Here is a 25,810-nt window from a genome sequence, read left to right on the forward strand (position 1 = left end):
CTTACCACGCAAGAAAAACGAAACAGGAAACTCGAAACGTGAACGCAGAACTCATCAGAATCGTCGACGGCCTGGCCCGTGAGAAGAACATCGACAAGGACATTGTCCTCGGCGATCTCGAACTGGCCATGGAATCCGCCATTCGGAAGAAATACGGCCCGGAGGAAGAGGTCACCGTCACAATCGACCGCCTCAGCGGCGAAATTGCCGCCGTCCTCAACGGCGAGCCCATCTCCATGAACGACCTCGGCCGCATCGCCGCCCAGACGGCCAAGCAGGTCATGATCCAGAAAATCCGCGAGGCCGAACGCGGCAGCATCTACGAGGAATTCGTCGAGCGAAAAGGCACCATCCTCACCGGCACCGTCTCGCGCTTTGAAGGCGGCGCTTTGATCGTCAACATCGGCCGCACCGAGGGCTTCCTGCCCCGCAGCGAGCAGATCTCCGGCGAAACCCATCAGCCCGGCGAGCGCATCCGCACCCTCATCCTCGAAGTGCGCGAAGCCCCCCACCAGGTGAAGATCATCCTCTCGCGCAGTCATCCCGACTTCATCCGCCGCCTCTTTGAAGTGGAAGTCCCCGAAGTGGCCGAGCGGATTATTGAGATCAAAGCCCTGGCCCGCGAGGCCGGCTACCGCACCAAGGTCGCCGTCTCGTCGATCGACACCAAGGTCGATGCCGTCGGCGCCTGCGTCGGCGTCCGCGGCAGCCGCATCAAGAACATCGTCGAAGAACTCGGCGGCGAGAAGATCGACATCGTCCGCTGGAACGAGTCTTCGCAGATCCTCATCTCCAACGCCCTCAAGCCCGCCGAGGTGCAGGATACGGCGCTATGCTTCGAGCTTGGACGCGCAACCGTCGTCGTGCCGGAGGAGCAGCTCTCCCTCGCCATCGGCAAGCGCGGACAAAACGTACGCCTCGCCGCTCGCCTCACCGGCTGGGACATCGACATCCTCACTCCCAAGGAATACAACAAGGGCCTCGATCGCCTGGCCACCACCCTTCGCACCATTGAAGGCATGGACGAAATGATCGCCGAGCGAATCTCGCTCCTGGGCATGATCAGCGTCATGGACGTTCAGGAAGTCGGCCCGGATACCCTCGTCGCCGAGCTCGACCTCACCAAGGAACTCGCCGAGATCATCGTTAATCGCTGCACCGAAGAGGCCAAGCTCGTCGAGGTGGAGCGAGCCGAGGAGAAGAGCCGCGCGGCCGAGGCCCTGAAGGCGGGCGCAGCAGCCCAGAGCGAAACCGAGTCGAGTGAATCCGAGTCGAGCGAAGTCGAGTCGAGCGAAGCTGTGAGCGGCGAAGTTTCGGAGGCCCCCGCGGCTGATTCGTCTGATGATGCGTCAACGAGCGCCGAGGCAACCGACGCGAGTGAACCCGAGGCCGTCGAAGAAAAGCCGTCCGAACCGGCCGCGGACGACAGCGCGATGACGGAGAAAACAGAGGAGGCGACCCCCGGGGTGTAGGTCGTCCTTCCTGAAAGAGATTCAATGCGAGCGGAGCGATCCGCCGCGAACTGTGAACCGTGGTTTGGAGAGATTATTTGTCTGAGAAAAAAGTGCGAGTGCACAATCTGGCGAAGGAACTAAGCGTCAAGAGCCAGACCATCATTGAAAAATGCCGCGCCGAAGGTATCGAGATCAAGAACCACATGCACGTGGTCTCGGCCGGCCTCGAAGCCACGATTCGCGAGTGGTTCACCCCCGGTCTGCACGCCAGCGCCATCGAGGACTCCAAGCCCGTCGACATCAAGGCCGTCACCGTCAAGCCCAAGCGATCCACCAAGAAGACGGAATCCTCCGACCGCGATTCGGACTCCCAATCCGGCGTCGCCGTGATGGAGCCCCCCACTGAGGATGTCCCCGCCCCCCCGGCTGAGACAAAGCCCGCCGCGAAGGTCGCCAAAGAGGAGACCGTCGTCGAGCAGCCGACCGTCGTCACCAAGGAAGCGCCGCCGCAGGAAGATGCCGCTCCGCCGGCGCCACCGGAGGAGCCCGATGTGGCCGCGCCGCCCGCCGAGCTGGCCCCGGCGGCTCAACAGACCGAAGCTAAACCGCCCGTGGTCCCGAATGTGGCCGGTCCGCAGAACGTCCCCCAGCCCGCCAAGCTCAGCGGCCCCAAGCTCATCCGTATCGACAAACCGGACGAGGTCCACCGTCCGCGCCCGACCTACCGCCCGCCTCCGCGTCCGCCCGCCGGCGGATCCGCACCTGTTCGCGGTCTCACCGCGGAAGAAGAAGAGACCCGCCGTCGCAGTCGCGGTCCTGTGGTCCGCGGAAAGGAAGGCGCTCGCGCCGGCGACGCGGCCGATGCCCGCGCCAATCCGAGGCGCAGCATTCGCGATACACGTGAAGACGTCAACGAAAAACTGCGCGAATGGCGCGATCGCGACCTGATCGAACGCAAAGACCGGCTGGCTCACGCCTCCGGGCGCGGCATCGGCGGCCTGAAGGCCATCGAGGGCAAGCACTCCACCCGGCGAACCGTCGGCCGCACCGCCCAGACCCATGTCCGCAAGGACAAGGTCGAGCTGACGGAGCCGATCATCGTCAAGGACTTCTCGCGCGAAACCGGTATCCCCGTCGCCGAGATCGTCAAGCGACTCATTCAGGAGCACGGTCAACTCGCCAATATCAACAGCGCGATTTCCACCGAAATTGCTCAGCTCATGGCCCTTGAAGTCGGCATCGAGCTCGAAGTTGCTCAGGCCCGCTCGGCCACCGAAGTCCTTCGCGATGAGTTCGCGGCCCTCGAGCGCAAGAAGCTCGTCACCCGTCCGCCGGTGGTCACCGTCCTCGGTCACGTCGACCACGGAAAGACCAGCCTCCTCGACCGCATCCGAAACGCAAAGGTCGCCGCGGGCGAGGCCGGCGGCATCACCCAGCACATCGGCGCCTACCGGGCGAAGGTCGACGACAAGTACGTCGCCTTTCTGGATACGCCGGGCCACGCCGCCTTTACCGCGATGCGTGCCCGCGGCGCTCACATGACCGACGTCGTCGTTCTGGTCGTGGCTGCCGATGACGGCGTCATGCCGACGACGATCGAGGCCATCAATCATGCCAAGGCGGCCAACACCACCATCGTCGTCGCCCTGAATAAGATCGACCTCCCGCACGACATTAACAAGATCTACGGCCAACTCACCGAGCACGGCCTGACGCCCAGCGGCGACTGGGGCGGTGACATCGACGTCGTCAAGACGTCCGCCTCCACCGGAGAAGGCATCGACGAACTTCTCGCCCACCTGGCCACGCTCTCCGACGTTCTCGATCTGAAGGCCGATCCCACCATCCCCGCCACCGGCTCTGTCATCGAGGCCGAGCGAGACGGCGGACAGGGGAATCTCGCTCACCTGCTCGTTCAGGAAGGCACCCTCAAGACCGGCGACATCATCGTCTGCGGACCGGCATTTGGTCGCGTTCGCTCGATCAGAGACGACCGCGCCAAGGTGCTGAAGTCCGCCGGGCCCTCGACCCCCGTCGAAGTCACCGGCCTTTCCGATATCCCCCAGGCCGGTGATCGCTTCTACGTCGTCAACGACCTTCAGCGGGCCAAGGAAATCGCCGCCGACGAGGCCATGCGCCGCCGCGAGTCTCAGTTGCTGCGCACCGCCAAGCCCACCAACCTCGAATCCCTCCTGGCCGGCGCAGAGGATGGCCGGGTCCCCACCCTCCCGGTCATCATTCGCGCCGACGTTCAGGGATCTGTCGACGTTCTCCGGAAGACCCTTGCCGAGTTCCCCACCGATCAGGTGCGCCTCGAAGTGCTGCACGCCGGCGTCGGTACGGTCACCGAGTCAGACCTGATTCTGGCCCAGGCCAGCAAGGCCATCATTCTCGCGTTCTACGTCGTGCCGGAGCCCGCCGTCCAAAAGATGGCCGACGGACTCGGCGTCGATATCCGCAGCTATCGCGTGATTTACAACGTCCTGGACGACATCAAGAAGGCCCTCGAAGGCCTGCTGACCCCCGACGAAAAAATCGAGTCACGCGGTCGGGCCGAGGTCCGGGAGGTGTTCAACATCTCCAAGGTCGGCAAGATCGCCGGCTGCTTCGTCCGCGACGGCGTCATTCAGCGCTCCAACATGGCCCGGGTCATTCGCGACGGCGTCGTCATCCGGGACAAGTCCGCCATTGAGTCCCTGCGGCGATTCAAGGACGACGCCAAGGAAGTTAAGAACGGCTTCGAGTGCGGTATTCGCATCGCCGGCTTTGACGATCTCAAGCCGGGCGACATCATCGAAACTTTCGAGGTCATCAAAGTGGCGCGGAAACTGTAGGTCCGCCCGGCATGGAGTGTCGTATAATTGTCACCGGGCGCCGTGCCGGGTCGTCACGGCCGGCACGAAGTCCTGGGTCAGGATGTCGAATCCCTAACCACGAAGTGGATCGGTGTGGTCATCGGTGTATTGACGATGGAGTTGACGATCCCAGGGGCCATGTCGCTCAAGGACAAACGTCGAGTCATCAAGGGACTCAAGGACCGGATTTTCCACCGGCACAACGTCTCGGTCGCCGAAGTCGGAGACCTCGACGAGCATCGCCGATCGGTCATCGGTCTGGCCATGGTCTCCAACGACCGGCGATTCACAGACTCCTGCCTCTCCAAAATCGTGGACGAAGTACGACAGGTTCACACGCTTTCCCTGGTGGATTATGACATCGAGCTTTTCTAAACGCGCCCGCCCCGGATCGACGCCGACTCACTCACGCCCACGAGGTCTCGAATGTCCTTCCGCCTAGAGCGCATCGGCCATGTCGTCCGCGACGTTGTCAGCGACGCCATCGCCTCAAAAATCTCCGACCCGCGCGTCAGCCGCTTCACCAGCGTCACCCGCGTCGAGATGTCCGGCGATCTGCGACATGCCAATGTCTATGTCAGCGTCATGGGCTCCGATGCCGAAGCCGTCACAACCCTCCGCGGCCTCGAAAGCGCCCGCGGAATGATCCACAGCCGACTGGCCAAAAGCCTTGATATTCGACAATGCCCCATGGTCTGCTTCCACCTTGACCACGGACTGAAAATCGCCGCCCGCACCATCCAACAGATCAACGAGGCCATCGCCGATACGGCCCCCGCCGAGCCCGGCGAAGCGCCGGAGTCTTCGCCGCCGGGTCGGCCGACCGAACCCGATTCACACGACGGAGTCGATGAATGAAGAACGCTTCGATGCACGCACGCGAGTTCAAGAAGCTCCTCAAGAAAATTCGCAAGGAGAGTGCCGCCGCCCTGCCGCCGGTCGACGAACCGATGGAGCAGCTTCTTCGCGGCATCCTCACTGACCACGCCGCCGAGGCCCGGGCCAATGCCGCCCTCGCCAAGCTCCGCGAAGCCGTGGTCGACATCAACGAGCTGCGGGTCACGCCCGTCTCCGAAATCGTCGAGATCATCGGCGCCGACTATCCCTCGTGTCGTCGTGCCGCCGAGGACATTTGTCGCGCCCTCATCGTCCTCTTCAACAAGCTGCATCACCTGGACCTCGCCTTCCTCAAGAAGTCCGCCCGCAGAACCGCCGAGTCCTTCCTGAATAGTCTTCACGGGATCAACGCCCACGCCCGCGCCACCGTGCTGCTTCGATGCTTCAAGTCTCACTGCGTCCCAGCCGATGTCGCCATGTGCGAGATTCTTCGCCGCGAAGGGTGTGTCGAGCCCAATGCCTCGGTCGAGGAGATCCAGAAATTCCTCGCCTCGCAGATCAGCGCCGCGCAGGCCCCCGGCTTTTACGCGCAGTTCAAGAAATACGCCTCGGTCCATGCCCCGCGAAAATCTTCCAAGCCGACCCCCGCCCCCGTTGAAAAACCCGAGCCGGCCCGGAACGCGGACCCCGCCGTCGCCGCCAAGTCCGCCGCGCCCAAGACCGGCAACGCGAAGAAGGCGGCGTCCAAGGTGGCCCGCAAGGCCAAGCCGACCGCCACAAAGTCCAGGTCCGCCGCGACAAAATCTGTCGCCCGATCAACGCGAAGTTCGAGCAGTCGCCGACGCCACCGCTAGAATCCGTAGATTGCATTCGCAGCCGTCCCAGACAGGAGATGGATCTCGCCATGTTGACCGGCTTGAATCTTAAACCGCTTCTTCTGAGCCTCGCCTCGGTCGCACTCCTGAGTCTCTCCCACTGCACAAAACCACAAACCGACGCCACGGATTCCGCCGCCGCGCCGGAAAGCGCCAAGGCATTCCTGCCCTTGGAGAAGATCACCCCCATCCCCACACTCCCCGAAGAATCTGTGCAGCCGTCGCCCGAGCCAAAGCCTCAGGCCCTGCGCTATCTGGAGACCGGTCGCCGCCGATTCGATGAGGGGCTCTGGGCAGACGCCGCCGCCGCCATCGAGAAAGCCCTGCAAATAAAGCCCGACCTGCACGACGCCCGCATCATGCTCGCCCGCACGGCGATTCAGCAGGGCGATCTGGCGCTGGCGCGCAATCACCTCGAGGAGGTCGTCCGCGCCCGCCCGCGCGATCCGGCGGTTTATCAACTGCTCGGCGAAATCGCGCTTCAGCAGAACCGCACCACCGACGCTATCGCGCTCTTGCGATTGGCGCTGCTCGCCGGTTCCCCCGACCAGCCGCAGCGCAGTGAGCGCGTCCTGGCCCATCTCTCACTGGCCCTTGCCCTGCGAGAGGAAGGATACCTCGCCGCTGCGTCCGACCAACTTAGGGCGTTTCAGTCGGCCATCCAAGACCCGACGCCGGAAATGGATCAGCGCCGGGAACTGCATGAGGTCGTGATCCTTTATCGCACAAAGGCGCCCGCCCTGCTCGGTGAGATTGAGTCGGAGCTGGGTCGTCACGATCGAGCTGTCGAGGCGTACCGAAAGGCGGTCGATGCCAGTCCCGACGATAAGACCCTTCAAAAGGCCCTCATCCTGGAACTCGCCCGGGCCGGCGACGCCGACGAAGCGCTTCGCATGGTGGATGACTTCGCCGCACAGGACGACAACACCGATGAGGCGATCGACCTGCTCAAGCAAGTCTGCAAGCTGACCGATCGGTCGTCGCAATTCGTCGATCGTCTCGTTTCGATGGCCAGGCGCTCCAGCCGGGTTTCCGCCAAGCTCGCCATCGCCAGAATGCTCACCGACGAGCAGCAATCGAGTCAAGCAGCAAAAGTCCTCAGCGACGTCGTCGAGGCGGATCCGTCACAATCCGAGGCATGGATCCTGCTCGCGCGGCTGCGACTGAAGCTCGGCGAGCCCGATCGGGCCATTGAGGTCCTCCATCAAATCTTAAATGGGGAAGACGCGGCCGATCGCCTCGTCCGTGAATTCATCAGCGAAGCCCGGTCATCCGGCATGTTGCCGCGCCTGGTCGATGCCGCGAAGCGCAGCGCCGCAGCCAAGCCCGACGATGCATCATCGGCCTTCCTCGTTGCGGCGTTCCTCTTCGCGTCGGACCGCACCGACGAGGCTCAACAGGCATGCGACCCGATCGTCACACAGCATCCTGACTTCGTCCCGGCCGTCGTCCTCGACGCGCAAATCGCCCTGCAAAGGCATGACTGGCAACAGGCCCTCGAAAAGGCGGAGGCGGCGATCGATCGGGACATCTCATCGGCCGCATTGCAGAGCGTCGTCGGACAGGCATACGTCGCCCTCGGCGAGCCGCAAAAGGCCGAGACTGCGTTTCTTGAGGCATTCCGTCTCGATCGCGACGACCCCAACCCGTTGTTCAAGCTCGCCGAGATGCACGAGCGCGCCGGCGAATTCCCCCGCGCCGAGAATCTCTACCGTCGCATCCTCGACGATGTTGACCCCCGCTTCCTCCCGGCCCGCGAGCAGTTGATCCGCATCCTGCTCAACACCCGCAAGGGCAAACGCGCCAAAGAGTACTTCGCCGACTTTAAGAGGCTCGGCCTGACGGGCGCACCCGTCGAGCGCTGCCGCGCCCTGATGAATCTGGCGGAAAGCAAGGCCCCATCGGGCAAGCAGCGCCTCGAAGAATATCGCGCCGCCCTGAAGAAGATCATCGCCGACTACCCCAACGAATCGGCCACCCATCTGGCACTCGCCATGACCTATGAAGCCACCGGCGATCTGCCCGAGGCCAGGCGGGAAATCGACGCCGCCGTTGCCACCGACCCGTTCGACATCGGCAGCCTGGAGCGCAAGGCCGATTATGATTCCAAGCTCCTCGAATACGATGCCGCCGCCGAGACACTGACCACCCTCCTCACGCTTCGCCCGCATGACAACACATACAGCCAAAGACTTGCGAGGCTGGCCCTCGCCCAGGGCGATCTGACGACCGCGGCCGACCAGTTCACCGCCCAGCTCCAGCGAGCCGATACCGACGAACTCAAGGCCCCGGTCATCACCCAACTCGTCGCCGTCTTGAAGCTCGCCCGCCGGTTTGACGAGTGCGTCGAGACCGCCCAGCAGTGGTACGACGCGGCGCCCAGGGACATCAACCGCCGTGTCCTGCTGCTCTCCGCACTCAGAGGCGCCGAACGCAACGATGAGGCCGTCAAGCAGGCCGGCGATTGGCTCTCCGACGATCCGACCAGCAGCGAACTACGCCGCATGTACGTCGGTCAGCTCAGCGCCGCCGGAAGGCACGTCGAAGCCCAGCAGCGCGTCCTCACCTGGCTCGCGGCCGACCCCGAAGACTACGACCTCAATGACCTGCTGATCCGCCTCTTCTGGCAGGTTCGCGATTGGGACAGCGCTATCGAAGTCGCCCAGACCGGCATGGAGCTTCCCCGTATGGAAGGCGTCTATGGCCCGCTGCTGGGCCGCAGTTACCGCCTGGCCCGCCGTTTCGAGGAGGCCGCTGAGCTCTATCGCCGAATGGCCGCCGGACCGGACGGCTCCCGCGAAGACCTGCAACTGCTTCAGACGTTGATCGAGGCCCAGCGCTATCAGGAGGCCGAAAAGGAGGCGATGAACCTGCTCAACAGGCAGCTCAACGAGCGCGCCGTTAGCGATGGATACGATCCCCGCGTCGTCATCGACATGCGGCAGATTCTCTCCCGCGTCTATCAACTCACCGAAAGGCCCAGCCAGGCCAATCAGCAGCTCGAGGAAATCCTCGCCCTCACGCCAACCGACCCCGGCATCAACAACGATCTCGGCTACACCTGGGCCGACCAGGGCGTCAATCTCGATCGCGCCGAAAAGATGATCCGATACGCCCTCGGCGAGGAGCCGCTCAACGGCGCTTACCTCGACAGCCTGGGCTGGGTCTTCTACAAGCAGGGCAAATTCGCGGAATCCGTGAAGTACCTGCGCCGCGCGATTCTCCTCGCCTCAAATGAGGATGCCATTCTTCACGACCACCTCGCCGACGCCCTCTACCGACTCGGCAACACCGACGAGGCCCGGGAGAACTGGAACAAGTCCCTCGAGATCAGCGGCCCGGAACAAAACATCTTCCCCTCACCCGACGACGAGGCCCTGCGCGAGCGCGTGCAGCTCAAGCTCGCCGCCCTCAATGAGGGGCAGACGCCGCAGGTCGCCCCGCTGGCGCAGCCCGAGCCCTCGACTCAGCCCGCCGCCGACGAAAAATCGGATGAATAGTCCCGCTGATCCGCCCGCGCGGCAGACGTCTCGGACGATTCGCCCCGGCGCGATATAATCGCTCGCTAAGAATTCGGTGCCGTCCCTCGGAACCCCGGCTCCACTTTTTTGATATTCGTGAGGTGTCGTCATGGCGGGTCATAGCAAGTGGTCGAACATCAAGCACCGCAAAGCAGCCGTCGACAGCAAGCGCGGTAAGCTCTGGAGCAAGCTCGCCAGAAACATCATCGTCGCCGCGAAAACCGGCGGCGGCGATCCCAACATGAACCTGACCCTCCGCTACGCCATCGACAAGTCCAAAGCCGCCAACATGCCCTCCGACACCATCGAAAAGGCCATCAAAAAGGGCACCGGCGAACTCGGCGCTACCGACTACCAGCCCGCCCAATACGAAGGCTACGGCCCAGGCGGCGTCGCATTCATCGTGGACGCCCTCACCGATAACCCCCATCGCACCGCGCCCGAGATCAAAAAGCTCTTCGAGCGCGGCGGCGGCAACATGGGCGCAACGAACTGCGTCAGTTGGAACTTCAAAACCCTCGGCGTCTTTCGCATCAAGGCCGATTCCATCTCCGAAGACGCCCTGATGGAAGTCGCCCTCGAGGCCGGCGCCGATGACGTCTCGCGCGACGATGATGCCTTTGAAGTGCTCTGCGAGGTGCCCGCCTTTGAGGCCGTCCGCAAGGCGCTGGAAGACAAACAGATCGCCACCGACTCCGCCGAGATCACCATGCGGCCGCAATCGACCATCCCCGTCGACGCCGAAACCGGCGCAAAGGTTTTAAGACTCATCGAAGCCTTCGAAGATCACGATGACGTCCAGAATGTTTATTCGAATTTCGACATGCCCGACGAGGTCATGGCCCAGTTGCAGTGACCCCACCGATCACGATTGCTTACGTAAAACCGCCGCGAACCCCCCGCCGCCCCGGCTCGCCCTCGGCAGCACGAGTTCCTGCCGCTCGACCGTCCATCCCTCGTTCGCCTGACAGAACCACGCCGTCTGCTCCTCGTTCTCTTCCTGCTCAATCGAGCAGGTCGAATAGATGATGCGCCCGTTCTCCCCCACGATCTCAACCGCGCGCCCGAGTATGTCGCGCTGGATCGTCACCATCTCCGCCAGCATCGCGTGCGTCGCGCGGTATCTCGCCTCTGGCCGCCGCCCCAGCACGCCGGTATTCGTACACGGCGCATCCACCAGCACCATATCAACGGCTCGTCCAATCGACTTCAGTTCGGCGTCGAGCCCGTCGAGCGTGCACGTGCGAATGATCGTGATCCCCAGCCGCGCCGCGTTGTCCCCGATGCGCCCCAGCTTCTCGCCGTCGATGTCGCACGCCAGCACATCGCCGCGATTGCCCATCAACTCCGCCGCCTGCGTCGCCTTCGTGCCCAGCCCCGCGCACAAGTCAACGACAAACTCCCCCTCCGCCGGAGGGCTCATCAGCAGAACCCCCTGCGCCGTGCCGTCCTGCGGCTGAAACAGTCCCTCTTCAAACCCCGGTAGCGCCACCACCGACGGCGACCCGTGCACGATGATGCCCGGCGAGCCTTCCGACCGCTCGCACGCGTGCCCGGCCTCGCTCAACTTCTCAAACAGCTCGTCCTCACTCACCCGCAGCCGATTCGCCCGCAAGACCAGCGCCGCACGCCCCTGCCCCGCCTCGCAGATCTGATGACACAGCTTCGGCTTAAATCGCCGGTGCCAGCGCTCCACCAGAAACGCCGGATGACTCGTCGCCGCGACAATATACTCCAGCGGCCGTTTCGCCGGATCGGGAAAGACATCCTCTTTCAGCAGCCGTCCCCGGCCCGGCTCCAGCTCGAGCCATCGCCGCGGGTTGACGTCCTCCGGCCGATCGATGACATCACCGCGACACTCCGCCACCTTTCTCAGCACCGCATTCGCCATCGACGCCGCACCGACGCCGTATCGCTTGGCAAGCCGCACCGACTGATCGACCGCCGCATGCGAAGGAATCCGATCCAGCCAGCAAAGCTGATAAATGCCCATCGAAAGAACCGTGCGAATCGACGGCCTCACCCCGCCCCATCGCCCGCGAAAGTAGTACGCCGAAATATGCTCCAGCGTCAGTCGATGCCGAAGCACGCCTGTCACGATCTCCGCCGCAAGCCCCGCATCGGCGCTCGACAGCGCTTCCTCATGGCCCATCGCATAAAGCACGTCGAGCCCCTTGCGGCCTCCGTCGTAGCAAGCCACCAGCGCGCGAAAAGCCCGCTCCCGCGCGTCCGCCTTCGCGTTCCCCCCGGACAAAGATATGTTCAGTCGCTGACTCATGGCGCGATCGGCGAAAACTGATCGCCCTCTTTGACGTGTCGCCCATTCACGAAGTCCTGCCAGCTCATCAGCCGCCCGCCCGACGGCTTGATCTCGCTGATCTCCAAATCCCCATCAGCCGCCTGTACGCGCATCATGTCATTGATCCGCCCGCACTCTTCCGGCGAGGCGGCTGCCCGGGTGCGGATCATGTACGCCCGCGCCCGCGCGATTGTCACCTGCTCATCGCGCTTACCATCCGCCGACCGGTATCGGCACATCGCCCCGGGCCACGACCACAATCCGCAAATCTGGTTCGCCAGACGCCCGGCCGGCAGATCGAACCGAATCGCCCCCTCCGCCTTTGTCAGCTTGGCGGCATAAGTCACCTTCGCCGCGTCCTGCGCCTCGCCGGGCATCGCCGGATTTCTCTCCAGTTCGGCTAGTGCCGCACGAACGGCATCACAGCCGATCCGCGAGAGCCGCTCGTGCAGCTCATCCGCCGTCTCGTCCGGACCGATCGCCGTGCGCCGCTGCACCAGAATCGGCCCCGCATCCATGCGCTCCACCAGCCGAAAGATCGTCACCCCCGTCTCGTCCAGACCGTTCATCACCGCCCGCTGAATCGGCGCCGCCCCGCGCAGCGCCGGCAGAAGCGATGCGTGCAGATTGATAATCCCGACTGGAAAACTGTCGAGCAATTCCGCCCCGATCTTCTGCCCAAACGCCGCCACATAGGCCAGGTCCGCCCCCAGCGATTTGAGCTGCGCCACCGACTCCGGCGCGTTCACGTCCACCGGCGTCACCACCGGCAACCCCAGTCGCAGCGCCTCCTCCTTCAGCGGCGTCGGCGAAAAATCTCTCCCGCGGCCGCGCGGCTTGTCCGGCTGGCTCACCACCATGACGATCTCGTGCCCCTCATGCGAAATCGAGCGCAGCGTCGGAATTGCGAATTCGCCGGAGCCAAGAAACAGAATGCGCATCAGGGCTCCCTCCCTACACCGATGATCGCCGGCGGATTTGTCACGATGCCCCGGCCTTGCGGCTGTGCATTCGCTCCAGCTCCCGGAGCACCTTGCGGTTCGCGATCCGGTCGGCCTCCGACATGGCGTCAATAATCAGCCGGCCGTCGAGATGGTCGCATTCGTGTTGAAAGCACCGCGCCAAAAGACCCTCGGCACGGAGCTCGACCGGTTTGCCCTTGAGATTCTGCCCGCGCAGCACGCACGAATCCGCGCGATGAATAGTCACCGTCACGTCCGGTATCGAAAGGCAGCCCTCTTCCCCCTCGATGTCCCCCTCCAGATCGAAAAGCTCCGGATTGACCAGCACCATGTCGTCCTTCGCCTCGCCGGTCACGTTGCACACAAACACCCGTTGCAGCATCCCCACCTGAGGGGCGGCCAGACCGACACCCTGCGCCTCGCGCATCAGGCCCAGCATATTCTCGGCCAGTTCCGCCAGACTGGGGCCGAACTCCTCCACCCGCTTGCACGCCTTGCGCAGCCGGGGGTCTGGATAGTTGATAATCTTCAAGTCGGCCGCCGACCTCGCCATCAAATCGGGTACTCACTCAAGTTACGGTCCCCGTGTATAATCAATTGTAGCGATCCGACGCCGTCCGGGAAGCGTGGCACCGTGGGCCGCCGCGATGACGCTCGGTCGCATGAATGCCTGCAACGTGGCTTCTCCAATTGATGTTGACCGAGTAATCACCAGCATGACCGAGGGCAACGCCAAACAAACACCTGGATCGGTCGTCCCCCTGTCGAACATTTCCACCGCCAGCGAAGAAGAGAAAGCCAAGGCCCGCAAATTCTTCGAGCACGCGAAAAAGGCCGGCGAAACCCGCAACTACGACTACGCCGTCAAGCTCTACACCGACGGACTGGCCATCTGGCCCGAAGCCGTCGAAGAAGGCCTCAAGCCCCTCTGGGCCGCGGCGATGGCCCGCAAGCTCGACGGCGGAAAGCCCGCCGGCTTCCTGGCGGCCCGCAAGCTCCCCGTCAACGACAAGAACCCCCTGAAAAATCTCGGCAACGCCCTGCACCTTTTCGGTCTCGATCCCTCCTCCATCACCCACATGGAGAACATCCTCTGGCTCGCCACCCAGGCGCGGCGCTATCTCGTCGTATGGTGGATCGTGCGGATTCTCGTCCAGGCCTACGACACCGGTAAAAAGCTGCCGGCGACGAATTATTCCACAGCCTGCCAGGCCATGGACGCCGCCGCCGAACTCGCCATTCAGGGCGGCGATGCACAAATCCAGATGGACATCCTCAGCCGGCTCATTGATGTCACCCAGATCTGGAACCGCCACTATCCCGATTCCATGGAGGCCCCCAAGGTCAGAAGCAACGCCAGCGGCAAGCTCACCATCACCAAAGGTCGATTCACCAGGGAAGGCACCTTCGTGGATTCTCTCCTCGACGGCGAGGCTCAGCAGGACATCCGCGATCGTGACGCCGGCGTGCGACCCGAAGAGCGACTTCGCGCCATGATTGCCAAGGCCCATGCCGAGTGGCAGGCCAATCGCGAAGTTCCCAACAAGCTGCTCGCCGTCATCGACCTCATGACGCGCCTCGACGACCCTCAGTCGGACGGGGAGGCGATCAATCTCCTCGACGAAGAATACAAGTCGAGTAAGAACTACATCTTCAAGGCCCGCGCCGACGACGTTCGCATCCGCATGAGCAATCGTCGCCTCCGCGCGCTCAAGGAGGCCGCCGCCGCCGATCCGGCCAACAAGCAGGCCCAGGAACAGGCCCTGGCTTTCGCCGCCAAACAGAACGACGTCGAAATCGCCATCTTCACCGAGCGCGTAGCGACCTATCCCACCGACATGAAACACAAGTTCCAGTTGGGCGTTCGCCTCTTCAAGGCCAACCGGTTCGACGAGGCCATTCCGCTCTTCCAGCTCTCCCAGATGGACGGTCGCTCGAAGCATGAGAGCCGTCTCTACCTCGGTCGCTGCTTCTTCGAGAAAAACTTCATGGAGCAGGCCGTCTCAACCCTCAGCACCGCCATCGAGGGGATCGACGTCGAGACCGGCAAACTGGCCACCGAGCTTAACTACTGGCTCGGCCGCGGCTTAGAGCAATTGCAGCGTTTTGACGAGGCCAGAAAGGTCTATGGCCATCTGATCCAGATCGATTATAATTACCGCGATGCCCGCCAGCGGCTCCAGAAGCTCGTCGCCGGGTAGAGTTTCGCGGTTCCGGAATAAAGTCGCACACTAGCAGGAGTTAGCGTTGGCTCGTTCACTATCATCGATGAAGCGCATGCGGCAAAACGAAAAGCGCGCCGCCAAGAACAAGGTCCGAAAGACGCTCGTCAAGAATGCCATCCGCGCGTTCAAGGACGCCGTAACCGCCAAGGATCCCGCCACGGCCGAAAAGACCCTGCGCGAGGCATCCAGCATTCTCGATCGCAATTCACTCCGCCACGCCCTGCATCCCAATACCGCAGCGCGGCGAAAGAGCCGAATGGCCAAGCGCCTCAACGCCCTCAAGTCCGCCAAGGCCTGACACAGTGGCGGACCCGTGGCACTGTCTGAAAGACCGTGCCCGGCGAATCATTACCAACGCATATGTCGACGCCGCCTGACGACAACTTCGCCTCCCGCGCGGGGCAGAAGCTCGCTCATGCCCTGTCATCTTTTCGCGTGGACCCCACCGGTTGGACCTGCGCCGACCTCGGCGCCAATGCCGGCGGCTTCACCGATTGCCTACTCCGCGCCGGCGCGGCAAAGGTCTACGCCGTCGAGCGCGGCTACGGCGTCCTCGATTTCCGCGTCCGCCGCGATCCCCGCGTCGTCGTCATGGAACGGACCGACGCCCTGCGTGTGCATCTTCCCGAGCCGGTCAATCTCATCACCATCGACACCGGCTGGACGCGGCAGTCGCTCATTCTCCCCGTCGCCCGATCGCTCCTCGCCCCCGGCGGCCAGATCATCTCCCTGATCAAGCCGCACTACGAAGCCGACCCAACCGACCTCGCCGACGGCGTCCTGCCCGAACAACTCATGGAAAAGACGATCGCCCCCATCCGCGCGGCCCTTCAATCAATGAAGCTCCAACTCATCGCCGAAACCGAAAGCCCCCTCCAAGGCCACGGCGGCAACCGCGAACGACTCTGGCACCTGCGCCCCCTCTAATCCAACGCCCCAAAGTCTCCGCCGCCCCATCCATCGGCTCACTCAAACAAAATCCCCGCATACCCCACCGAATCCTGCATCGGCTCATACCCCGCCGCCAAAAGAACTTCCTCGCTCGTCGTATGCTCCAGCAGCGTGCCCCTCTGCGAACCCATCGCCTTGCAAGCCGCGATCGTCGCCGCGATCGCCCCGCCGCCGCACGCGCTCCGATTCGTCGCCGCCTCGCTCACCGCGTCCTTCTCGCACATCGCCAGCATGAGCTGAATCATCCGGTTATCGTTCACCCGCTTGGCCCATTCCAATCCCTCAGGCCCGACCCCCTGCGGCGTGAACCGATAGCTCGGCCCGTAGTGCGTCAGGTCCGTCGATCCCAGAAAGCACGCGTCAACGCCGAAGTGCTTGCACACCCGCCCCATCGCCGCGCCGAGTTCCGCCGCCTTCTCATCCGCCGGCGTCATGATCGGCACGAAGGGAACGCCCGGCAGCAGGTGCTGAAGGAACGGCACCTCCACCTCGATGCTGTGCTCTCGATCGTGCGCATGAGCCGACGCCTCCAGGATGCCGCACTGGCCGCACATCCGATCGGCCAGCCGCGCCTCGATCTGCGCCAGCCCCATCGGCGTCTCCCACGCCCCCGAAGGAAACACCGCCGCCCGCGTCACATTGGGAACGTGAATCGCTCCGAAGACCACCACGACGTCCGGCGGCTTCTTCGCGGCAATCTCTCGAATGACCCCGGCCGCCACCGCCCCGCTGCAGATCCAACCGGCGTGCGGAACAATCCCGCCGAAAATCTGATCGGCCTCGACCCGCCCCTCTGCCCCGCGCTCCTCGCTGACGCGCACACACGACTCAATGTCCGCCCGGCACTGCTTCGCATCGCGCGGGTAAAACATGCCGGCCACAGCAGGCTCTCGAATCATCATGGTCGTTTCGGCTCCCGTAGATGCTCAAGGGGGCAAGATGCGCCGGATTATAGTCGATGGCCCGGCCAGGTCGTAAAAACAACCGCGGCGTGACCGACAGGCCACGCCGCGTGTAACTGATCATGAATGAAGAAAACGTCGAGCCCTGCGACTCAACCGTCGACCAGGTCCTCGGCAAAGTCCTCGGTATCCAGCAGGAGGTCACCGTTACCGTAATCGGCACAGTTCACCTGGTCGCCGCCGTCCGGCATCCCGAACTTCACCCGCAGGTAGCCCGCGATGTCGTTGCCGTCGAGCACCCCGCTGTCGTCGATGTCGCCGAGCAGATCGCAGAAATCCGGCGCCTGCGTCGTCAAAACGGACGAAGGCCCGTCAGTCGTCTCCACATTGTTCAGGTTTCTCGCCCGCACGACGAAGGTATATTGCGTGTTCGACTGCATCCCCAGTGCCGCCTTGTTGCCCCAGGTCGTGTCAGCCTGCCACACCGCGGCCGCCGTCGGCATGCCCGCCGCATCGACGAATTGACCGTCCCAATTGGCGTCGAACGGAGAAGTCGCCACGCATCGAATCGAAAGCTCGGTGTAACCCGGATTGGCTCCACCGTCCGGATTGATCTTCATCGATACGCTCGACGGATTGGCCAGCGCAGGCGCCGCCGGAACCGCCGCCAGCGTCGTCACGCTATTCGACGGGGAAAACCCGAGCGTCTCGACCGCCAGCCGGTTTCGCGCCCGCGCCCGGAACGCATACACCGTGTTCGGTGTCAAATTCGTGGCCGTGTCCGTCGTCACCTTGACCCATTCATTGAGCCCGGTGTCGCCTCCGTCGTCCTCGCAATCGAAGAATATGCCCGACAAGTCAACGGTAAAGAAGCTCGGCAGCGGCGGAACCAGCATCATGTCCACCGTGGTCGACGTGACTGCCCCGAAACTCACCCCCGCCGGCGTCTCAATGTGAGTCGTGGCCGTCACCTCGGAACTGTACGTACCGGTATTCGGGCCGGGGAACGGCGCGCTGTCCCGCGTCCGCACGCGATAGTTGTAATTGCGATTCGGAAGCAGACCGATGTCCGTGAAATCCCGCGACTCCTGAAACAGACTGTCCGGCCCACCGCCGCTCCCGCCGCTGGTGAAGTCAAACTGGTAATAGATCGGATGCGTCGCGTCCGTCGCCTCGTTCGCCCGCATCGTGATCGATGTCGTGTCCGTGGGCATCGGCGCGATCTCGAAGCCGATCGGGTTCGGCTGCGGCGTACTGACGTCCGCGCCGACCGTCACCACCGACAAATCGATGGTGTACATCTGCGGCGTGTCGCCCGCGTCCTGCTTGGTCACGCGCACATAATAGCTGCCCGGACTATTCGGAAGCACGACGTCGCTGAGGGTCTCCGACTCGCCCACGTCCGACATCGCCGCCGAACCGAGCTGCGTCGTCCCGTTGCTGTCGTAAATCTCCACATTCAGATTCGCGGCCAATCGACTGTCCACGATATTCCCGAAGCAGCAGCTCCCCAGGTTTTTCGAGCACGCCTGCGAACTGCTGTCGTAAATCAACCCGACCGGGTTCACCGTCACGCTCGCCGTGCTCTCGGCGATCACCGTGAACCGATACCAGTCCTCGTCCAGGTCGGCATCGATGCTCAGCAAACTGCCATTGGTGACCGCCGGCGCCGGTACGGCCCCGATCGTAATCGGCGAGCCGAATACAACCGTCCCGACGTTGGTCGCCGTCGCCGAACTGTTGTTGAACTCGTTCGCGTCGCCATAGGCCCGATTTCCCGCGCGAAGGTCGTCGTGCTGCACGCCGTCAAACCCCGTATTCAGAAACGGCTCCATCAACCACTTGTTTGAGATCGGGCACACGTGATTGAACCCCAGCCCGTGCCCGTGCTCGTGCATCAGCGTATTGCGGAAGAACCGATGATTGTTCGCCGAAAACGTCGCCCATCCCTCGGCCGCATCGAGCACCATGTCGCCGACTTCCGGGAAATAGTTGTACGCCAGCACGTTCGAACCGCCGTCGATCGGGATCATCGAGATGCGCACATCGCCGCGATTCGCGCCGCCCGGGCTGAACCACGGCGCGCCGTCGTCCCAATCCACGCCCGGCGCCGTCACCCGTACATAGCTCGTCCCCGTCAACGCGGCCCACCGGTCAAAACAATCCTGAACCCGGCTGATCCAAAGCGCCCGGCTGCCGAACTTCACGTCGAGATTTGCAAACAGCTCGCTGGTCCCGCCGTCCACGGACAGTCCGTCCGGTACGAAGCTCCACGTCAGCGTGATCGGATCGCCCTGAAGGCTTGCGCCGCCCCATCGGCTGTTGTCGCTGAATTGATATCGCAGGAGCGGATTCAACTCTGGGACAAGCTCCCACACGCGCTGCATCGCCTCGGTCGACGTATCCGGCGCGAAGCAGAAAATCGGCGGCGACGTGTCCTTGTAAGGATTGCCGTCGACGATCCGCTTGAACCTGCTCGCCATGATCAGCGTCGCGTCGTCCGTCGGACCAGACAGCGCCGCGGCGCGATCCACGATGTCCTGATCGATCAGTTGATTGCGATCCGGCGCTGCCTCGACCGCTTGCGACGCGACGGCGACCGGGGCCTCCTCAGGTGCCAAGTCGCTGACACACGCCGTGGATTCACATGGGGCGACCGGCGCCAATGTATATAAAGAAGCCGCAACGCCAACGACCGCAATCGCCGTGACGCTCAAGATACGAAGCAATGACATCAGGGATTTCTCCTTGGCTAATCGGGGAAACGCCGGCGACCCGTCGCCGGGTAAACATTCAGCGCACAGGACTGCATCCCGCGACGCGCCTGCTCTGCTGTAAACTGGATCCCGTCAGCCTTGGGTCGGAAGGCTTTTTCCCACCCTCGATCAGTGGTTTTTCGGCGGGTTACTCCACGTACATTCTACTTTTTCGGGCCCATCGGGGTCAATGTGTCCATACGTACATGGGGATCGGTTTCTTCCGGGAATACCCTGATTTGCGGTGAATTGATCCGGTTTTTGGATTCTTCGCGGGCGGACCTGAGGAATTGTGGGTGATGCGGAGGGGGCAAGAAACGTCAAAACGCCAAGAATTCAAAACGTCAAGATCAATCCAATTCGCGGTGATCATTCGCTCCTCCGGCTTGAGATTCCAGGGATGAACGGCAGCAATTCGAAGGTGACAATAGGCGAAAAAAGTTTTGGGGAGCGCCGGCAAGTGCTTTGACGGGCATGGGTTGGGGTGGGGTGGGGCGAGATTTGGGTGGTTTTTGGAGGAGAAGACCTGAGGCCTGAGGCCTGAGGCTTGAGGCCTGAGGGGCGGAGGACTCGGAGAAGCGCGGGTGATGCAAGGGCAGCGACACTGGGCAGCGCGGCAGGTGGGCCATCGCCCACCCACTTCGCTGCGCTGCATGGGCGAGAGACAGGGGCCGAGGGATTGAGGGGCCGAGGTGCCGAGGGTGAAGACAAGCGCCGATCGCGCGCAAGTTTGGCGAAATCGAAGGTGACATATAGTGACACACGGGATTTTTTTCGCTTGCAACTCTTGCGGCGGGCATGGGTTGGGGCGGGGCGAGGTTTGGGTGGTTTTTTGGTGGAAACGGCGAAAAGTCGAAACGTCGAGATTTGGAAGACCTGAGACCGGAGGCCTGGGGCTTGAGGCTTGGGGCCTAATGGCTGGGGCTTGGGGCGGTGGAGTTGTGGATTTTGCATGGGTGGGATGGCCTCCAGTTGATAAGACTTGCTCACTGTGCGCGCCTTGGAGGAGGTGGGGCAGGCTGAAGGCACTGGGCTTGGGGCTGGAGGGACGGACGAAGACCATTGGAGGTCGAAACGAAGCTTGGGGGCCGATTCCGCCTCCATGTGATCTTACGATTCGAGATCGAGTTTTCGATCTTACATGTCAGGGAAAGAGTTCCCCTTTACGCATGCTTAAGATCGAAACGGTAGAATCTCCCCTATTACTTCCTAGTTCCCCTGCATCATCGCGTCTGCAAAGGGAATTACATCCTGCACGTCCAGCAGACGATCATGATTGAAGTCCGCTATGCAAACGGACCCGGCCAATCGAACGCCCGAGAGTACACTGTCAATAAAGATCTGAATGTCAGCGCCATTTGTGGACCCGTCGTGATTCAAGTCGCCATTGGGCCGTGCCCCACAACACGGAACAGTTAGGAGAGCCGGCTCACTGCTGGACGTCCCACAATTGTCGGAGACGCGAAGCGAGTATTCCCCCTCATCCGCAAGGTCTGCCGCAGCAATCGTTAACTTCGGACCGGTCGCCCCGGAGATGTTGCCGCCATCTTTGAGTTCTACGCCGTTTCGTAACCACTGATAAATGGCAGAACCGGTCGCTTCCGCCGTCCCACTAAATGCCGCTGTTCCACTTGGGCACACCCAACTCGAAGTCGGCTCACTCGTGAACCTGGGCCCCTGGGACTCCCATAACGAAAAACCGTGAGAGACTCGCCCTGAGAGCGAATCAAAAAAACCGGATCCGCACGCAAGACCACCTCGAAATGTGGTCATTGCGCTTGTCAGTCTATTGAGCCCATGACTCATCGGCAGCCAGGAAGACCCATTCCACATGGCGATGTTTTGAACACTTACCCCCCCTGCGCCGCTGAAGCTGCCTGCAACGACAAGATTCCCGTCGAAAAGTGCAAGACTATTGACCTGGGTGAAAAACTGATGAGTTACGCCTCCGCCGAGTCTCCGCCACGAAATCCCATCCCATTCGATGACGCCCGGAGTTGGACCGGACTCCCCGGAAATGAATACCTGTCCGGCCGCAACTAACTTTCCATCATACACGGCTAGTGCCCGAACCGGGTTTCCCTGAATGCCGGTACCGATTGGCATCCACCCATCAACAGTCAATTCGGCGACGCATTGATTGGATGTGGTCACAGTAAAGAGATCGCTGCCACCTGCGATCAGCTTTCCATCGAACACGGAGAGTGCGCTCACAAAGGGCCTTCGACTGGTAAACCCAACGTCTACGGGGTCCCATGCGCCATTATTCCAAACGCGAACACCGTAGCGTTCACTACCGACACCAGTCGGAAAGTTTCCGCCCGCGAAGAGTTTCCCGTCAAACTCGAGAAACGCAGTGGCAACTCCCGGGCCCATTTCACCCATCGCCGCCCAACCCTCACCGTCCCAACGGGCAACCCTCGAAACCGATACGTCGCCTGCCCTGTCGAATGAGCCAGAGACGATAAGATCGCCTTGGAATTCGACAATTCCGGAAACCGACGGGATGAAGCATCCATTTGTAGTAATACCTGAGAGACACTCGTTCCAAAGACCAGTTTCCATCGGCGCAAATTCGTCACCAGTCCACCGTACGATACCGTTGACACGACGTGTCCCCGCATGACTGAAGTTGAGCTATAACCGAATTTCGTTGATGGTGGCGGGATAAAAAAAGGCGGCGTACTCTCGGGACTTGTTCGAGGTTCCGAGCCGCCCACGATGGGCAGAGGAGTACGCCGATGCAGGAGAGTAACGAGTCGATCGAGACGATTCCAGTCCCCAGCCGAGACGTTTTGACGGAGATTCTGCGGGACGGGGCCCAACGGCTCCTGGGCCAGGCGATCGAGGCGGAGGTCGATGGCTGGATCGAAGGGCACGCCGATCTGCGCGATCCGCAAGGCCGCCGGCAGGTGGTCAAGAACGGCCATCATCCCACCCGGACCCTCGTCACCGGCGTCGGGCCGGTGGAGGTGACGCAGCCGCGGGTGTGGGACCGTCGGATCGTCGGCCGCGGCGAGGCCGGCGAAGCGTTGGATGCAAATGGCCAGGCCGTGGAGCGGTTCTGTTCGTCGATTTTGCCGCCGTACCTGCGGAAGACGAAGGCCATCGAGGAGTTGATCCCCTGGCTGTACCTCAAGGGCATCAGCACCGGAGACTTCAGCGAGGCCCTGCAGGCGCTGGTCGGTCCCCAGGCGGCGGGGCTCAGCGCCACGACGATCACGCGTTTGATGACGAGTTGGCAGGACGAGTACCAGTCATGGAATCGCCGCTCCCTGGAAGGCAAGCACTACGTGTACCTCTGGGCGGATGGGATTCACTTCAACATCCGCCTGGAGGAAGACCGGCAGTGCATTCTGGTGCTGATGGGCGCGAGGGCGGACGGCCGCAAGGAGCTGATCGCGGTGGTCGACGGCCATCGCGAGAGCGAGCAGTCGTGGTATTCGCTGCTGCTGGACTGCCAACAACGGGGCATGACGATCGACCCGAAGCTGGCCACGGCGGACGGAGCGCTGGGCTTCTGGGCGGCGCTGCCGAAGGTCTATTCGACGACCCGGGCGCAGCGCTGCTGGGTGCACAAGACGGCCAACGTGTTGGACAAGATGCCCAAGCGGGTGCAGACCGGCGCGAAGGCCAAGCTGCACGAGATCTGGATGGCGCCGACGCGGGAGAATGCGAACCAGGCGTTCGATCACTTCGTGGCCCACTACGCGGCCAAATACCCCGGCGCGGCCGAGTGCCTGGTGAAGGATCGCGAGGTGCTGCTGACGTTCTACGACTTCCCGGCCGAGCACTGGCGGCACCTGCGGACGACGAATCCGATCGAAAGTACGTTCGCCACGGTGCGGCTGCGTCACCGCCGGACCAAAGGCAACGGCAGTCGGATCGCGTGTCTGGCAATGGTGTTCAAGCTGTGCGAGTCCGCCGCGAACCACTGGCGGCTGCTCAATGGCGCGACGCTGCTTCCCGATGTCATCGCCGGTGTGAAGTTCGTCAATGGAGAAAAGGCCGAGAGAAACGCCGCCTGATTACCGCGTCATCAACGAAATTTGACCATTACTCCATGACATGCCACAAGTTGCCGTCCCAGCGGACTATACCTGGCGATGAATTGCCCCCGGTGGGCGGAAAAGCTCCGCCGCAAAAGAGGTCTCCATCGAATTCCGCAATGCACAAGTATGTTCCGAGCGGGTCCCCGTCGAAATCCGATAAAGGCTCCCAGTCGCTCCCAGACCAGCGCGCGATGTTTCGTGCACTGCCGGCTGCAAATTCCCCAATGATTATTAATTCTTCGCCACGAATGAAAAAGTCTATTACATAGCTGTTGGGGGCCATTGGAGGTCCAAACGGCTGCCACTGCCCATTCACTAGTTCGGCAACTGGTGTCGTCAAATCGCCAGTAACGGCGTAGCCACCCGCGAGAATTCGGCCTTCGAATTCAACGACTGACATCCCATACCCCAGGGCGTTCCCGATCGGTTGCCAGTTTGTTCCACTCCACTCGACGAAGCCATGTCGCCCTCCCTCCGCGTCCGTGAAGTCTCCGGCCGCCATCAAGCGATTACCGCACACTTTCAATCGATTTGTGTAACCGAACCAACCTTCGCCAAATGACCGCCATTTCATTCCGTCCCACACGGCAGTCATGTCGGTCATGGCCCCGCCAGCGACCGAGATTTCACCGCCGACGATGACCACTTCCGGTTCCGGCCCGGGTCCATCAGGGTCCCAATTGGTCATAGCGTAGACGGTTCCTTGGACTCCTGGGAATCCACGCCCCGGAGTCCAATCAATGGGGCACGCGCCCAAGGCAGGCGGCGACGAAACGACCGCCACGATAGAAAGTGAAAAAGCATACCAGTGCGCCGGACTGAGGTAACAATTCGGGTACGGTGATCGGTGATTATCGTCGGATCGCGACATGAACACCTCCTCAAAGGCCCATTTACCATCCCGACTGGGTGCTTCGAATCAGTCATGTAGCGCAAATGGACGGCGCGCACGCCGAGCGCTCATGATCAGAATCAAAACGGCTGAGCTTCAAGAAAAGCACAATAGCAATCTTTAAGCTCAATATCGTGATGTCTAGGAGTTCGAGAGTTGGCCGCGACTTTGGAGCAATCGGTCATTTGGACCGATCGTCAGAATAGATATAGAAAGAATTAATGGCAAATGGATGAGCGGCTCCAGTGTCGTAACCGAATCGAACGACCCTTACATCTCACACTACAAATAATACTCGACAGCCCTCTATTATCAAGTTAAACCCTCAATTTCGGTCGAAATTGATGAATTGCGCCAAACGGAGAACAATTCTGAGCTCCCATACGTCATCGAGGGCAAAGCGTCGATTACATGGGAACGGTCACATTGCAGATACCGTTATGTGAACGCCGATCCCAAGCCCCCAACGTACAATCGTCGCTCACCGACGTTTGCCCAACGCAATACCTACGGTTAAGCGCGATAATCCCAATGTAACCGTTCGGCACTATGTGGTTTGCAAGTAATTCACCCTCGCTTGCGCTTCGGGCTGGTATGGGGCGCATCGTCTGCGGCAAGTGGCTAAGTAGAAACGCAAAATGATTTACCCAATTGCCTGTCCTTTGTCGACTTACTTCTTAGCGGCGGAGCCGCTGGGAGGTTGGCATGGGACGCGGTATCAGACTGACTCCGGGAGAGTGGGAAGCCTTGGATGGTCTTCGATTCGGCGCGTCCTCGGCGGATGTGTTTCGCAACTGTTTGATCATCTTGATGTCGGATTCGGCCTCGACCATCGCGTCCATCGCCCGGACGCTGGGTTGCAGCCCCGAGACGGTCAAGCGGATTCGCAAGCTCTACCGCATCGGCGGGATCGATGCCCTGCAACCGATCAAGCCGCCTGGCCGCAAGACGCGGGCCACGCCGCGCTATCTGGAGGCCTTGAAGAAGGCCGTGCAGACCAACCCCCTCGACTTGGGATACGGCTTCTCGGTCTGGTCGTCGGGTCGGCTGGCGGCACACATGGTCAAGACCACGGGCGTGCCCTACAGCGACGATCAGCTCCGTCGGATTCTCAAGCAACAGGGCTTCTCCTTTCGTCGTCCCAAGCACACCCTGAAGGGCAAGCGCAACGAGGTGGCCTACGAAAAGGCCCGCCGGCAGTTGAATCGTCTAAAAAAAACGCCGTAAAG

The 25,810-nt window shown here is 62.1% G+C and carries 19 protein-coding genes; 12 read left to right on the forward strand and 7 right to left on the reverse strand.

What is annotated here, in order from left to right:
* Positions 1-38 precede the first annotated feature (38 nt).
* From nusA to HS101_18790, 7 genes are all read left to right on the forward strand, one after another.
* The gene (gene nusA / locus HS101_18760; GenBank protein MBE7508304.1) at positions 39-1,472 is read left to right on the forward strand and encodes a transcription termination/antitermination protein NusA; all 1,434 of its coding nucleotides are present in this window, start codon (positions 39-41) and stop codon (positions 1,470-1,472) included.
* 77 nt (positions 1,473-1,549) lie between these two features.
* Positions 1,550-4,288 (forward strand): translation initiation factor IF-2, encoded by a 2,739-nt coding sequence (infB, locus tag HS101_18765; GenBank protein MBE7508305.1) that lies wholly within the window; start codon positions 1,550-1,552, stop codon positions 4,286-4,288.
* A gap of 27 nt (positions 4,289-4,315) precedes the next feature.
* On the forward strand, positions 4,316-4,684 hold the full coding sequence (locus tag HS101_18770) for a DUF503 domain-containing protein (GenBank protein ID MBE7508306.1): 369 nt from the start codon (positions 4,316-4,318) through the stop codon (positions 4,682-4,684).
* A gap of 51 nt (positions 4,685-4,735) precedes the next feature.
* The gene (rbfA, locus tag HS101_18775; GenBank protein ID MBE7508307.1) at positions 4,736-5,167 is read left to right on the forward strand and encodes a 30S ribosome-binding factor RbfA; all 432 of its coding nucleotides are present in this window, start codon (positions 4,736-4,738) and stop codon (positions 5,165-5,167) included.
* The gene (locus tag HS101_18780; GenBank protein ID MBE7508308.1) at positions 5,164-6,000 is read left to right on the forward strand and encodes a hypothetical protein; all 837 of its coding nucleotides are present in this window, start codon (positions 5,164-5,166) and stop codon (positions 5,998-6,000) included. The genes rbfA and HS101_18780 overlap by 4 nt, the downstream gene beginning before the upstream one ends.
* Before the next feature lie 50 nt (positions 6,001-6,050).
* The gene (locus HS101_18785) at positions 6,051-9,521 is read left to right on the forward strand and encodes a tetratricopeptide repeat protein (GenBank protein MBE7508309.1); all 3,471 of its coding nucleotides are present in this window, start codon (positions 6,051-6,053) and stop codon (positions 9,519-9,521) included.
* Positions 9,522-9,651: 130 nt separating this feature from the next.
* Positions 9,652-10,398, forward strand: coding sequence for a YebC/PmpR family DNA-binding transcriptional regulator (locus tag HS101_18790; protein MBE7508310.1), 747 nt, complete (start codon positions 9,652-9,654; stop codon positions 10,396-10,398).
* 9 nt (positions 10,399-10,407) lie between these two features.
* On the opposite strand, the gene HS101_18795 is transcribed toward HS101_18790, so the two are convergent.
* Genes HS101_18795 through def form a run of 3 tightly spaced genes read right to left on the reverse strand, consistent with a single transcriptional unit; the run spans position 10,408 to position 13,356 of the window.
* Positions 10,408-11,820, reverse strand: coding sequence for a hypothetical protein (locus tag HS101_18795; GenBank protein ID MBE7508311.1), 1,413 nt, complete (start codon positions 11,818-11,820; stop codon positions 10,408-10,410).
* Positions 11,817-12,782 (reverse strand): methionyl-tRNA formyltransferase, encoded by a 966-nt coding sequence (locus tag HS101_18800; protein ID MBE7508312.1) that lies wholly within the window; start codon positions 12,780-12,782, stop codon positions 11,817-11,819. Before HS101_18800 ends, HS101_18795 begins: the two co-directional genes overlap by 4 nt.
* A gap of 40 nt (positions 12,783-12,822) precedes the next feature.
* Positions 12,823-13,356: a peptide deformylase gene (gene def / locus HS101_18805; GenBank protein MBE7508313.1), complete on the reverse strand. Its 534-nt coding sequence runs from the start codon at positions 13,354-13,356 to the stop codon at positions 12,823-12,825.
* 124 nt (positions 13,357-13,480) lie between these two features.
* Between def and HS101_18810 the strand changes: the two genes are divergently transcribed.
* The 3 genes from HS101_18810 (at position 13,481) to HS101_18820 (ending at position 15,955) form a co-directional block, all read left to right on the forward strand.
* The gene (locus HS101_18810; GenBank protein MBE7508314.1) at positions 13,481-15,004 is read left to right on the forward strand and encodes a hypothetical protein; all 1,524 of its coding nucleotides are present in this window, start codon (positions 13,481-13,483) and stop codon (positions 15,002-15,004) included.
* Between the two features lie 46 nt (positions 15,005-15,050).
* Entirely contained in the window at positions 15,051-15,326 is a 276-nt protein-coding gene (gene rpsT / locus HS101_18815; GenBank protein MBE7508315.1) for a 30S ribosomal protein S20, read from the forward strand.
* 62 nt (positions 15,327-15,388) lie between these two features.
* Positions 15,389-15,955, forward strand: coding sequence for a TlyA family RNA methyltransferase (locus HS101_18820; GenBank protein MBE7508316.1), 567 nt, complete (start codon positions 15,389-15,391; stop codon positions 15,953-15,955).
* A gap of 38 nt (positions 15,956-15,993) precedes the next feature.
* On the opposite strand, the gene amrB is transcribed toward HS101_18820, so the two are convergent.
* The 3 genes from amrB to HS101_18835 form a co-directional block, all read right to left on the reverse strand.
* Positions 15,994-16,881: an AmmeMemoRadiSam system protein B gene (amrB, locus tag HS101_18825; GenBank protein ID MBE7508317.1), complete on the reverse strand. Its 888-nt coding sequence runs from the start codon at positions 16,879-16,881 to the stop codon at positions 15,994-15,996.
* Between the two features lie 152 nt (positions 16,882-17,033).
* Positions 17,034-19,616 carry a matrixin family metalloprotease gene (locus HS101_18830; protein MBE7508318.1) on the reverse strand — a complete coding sequence of 861 codons (2,583 nt, stop codon included), beginning with the start codon at positions 19,614-19,616 and terminating at the stop codon, positions 17,034-17,036.
* A gap of 1,230 nt (positions 19,617-20,846) precedes the next feature.
* On the reverse strand, positions 20,847-22,202 hold the full coding sequence (locus HS101_18835) for a hypothetical protein (protein MBE7508319.1): 1,356 nt from the start codon (positions 22,200-22,202) through the stop codon (positions 20,847-20,849).
* Between the two features lie 176 nt (positions 22,203-22,378).
* On the opposite strand from HS101_18835, the gene HS101_18840 reads away from it, so the two are divergent.
* A complete protein-coding gene (locus tag HS101_18840; protein MBE7508320.1) occupies positions 22,379-23,665 on the forward strand; it encodes an IS256 family transposase in 1,287 nt (428 codons plus the stop codon).
* 28 nt (positions 23,666-23,693) lie between these two features.
* On the opposite strand, the gene HS101_18845 is transcribed toward HS101_18840, so the two are convergent.
* Positions 23,694-24,335, reverse strand: coding sequence for a hypothetical protein (locus HS101_18845; protein MBE7508321.1), 642 nt, complete (start codon positions 24,333-24,335; stop codon positions 23,694-23,696).
* Between the two features lie 951 nt (positions 24,336-25,286).
* Here HS101_18845 and HS101_18850 point away from each other — a divergent pair.
* Entirely contained in the window at positions 25,287-25,808 is a 522-nt protein-coding gene (locus HS101_18850) for a helix-turn-helix domain-containing protein (GenBank protein ID MBE7508322.1), read from the forward strand.
* Positions 25,809-25,810: the final 2 nt, after the last annotated feature.

Source organism: Planctomycetia bacterium (genome assembly GCA_015075745.1).
In the GTDB taxonomy this organism is placed as follows: Bacteria; Planctomycetota; Phycisphaerae; order UBA1845; family UTPLA1; genus UTPLA1.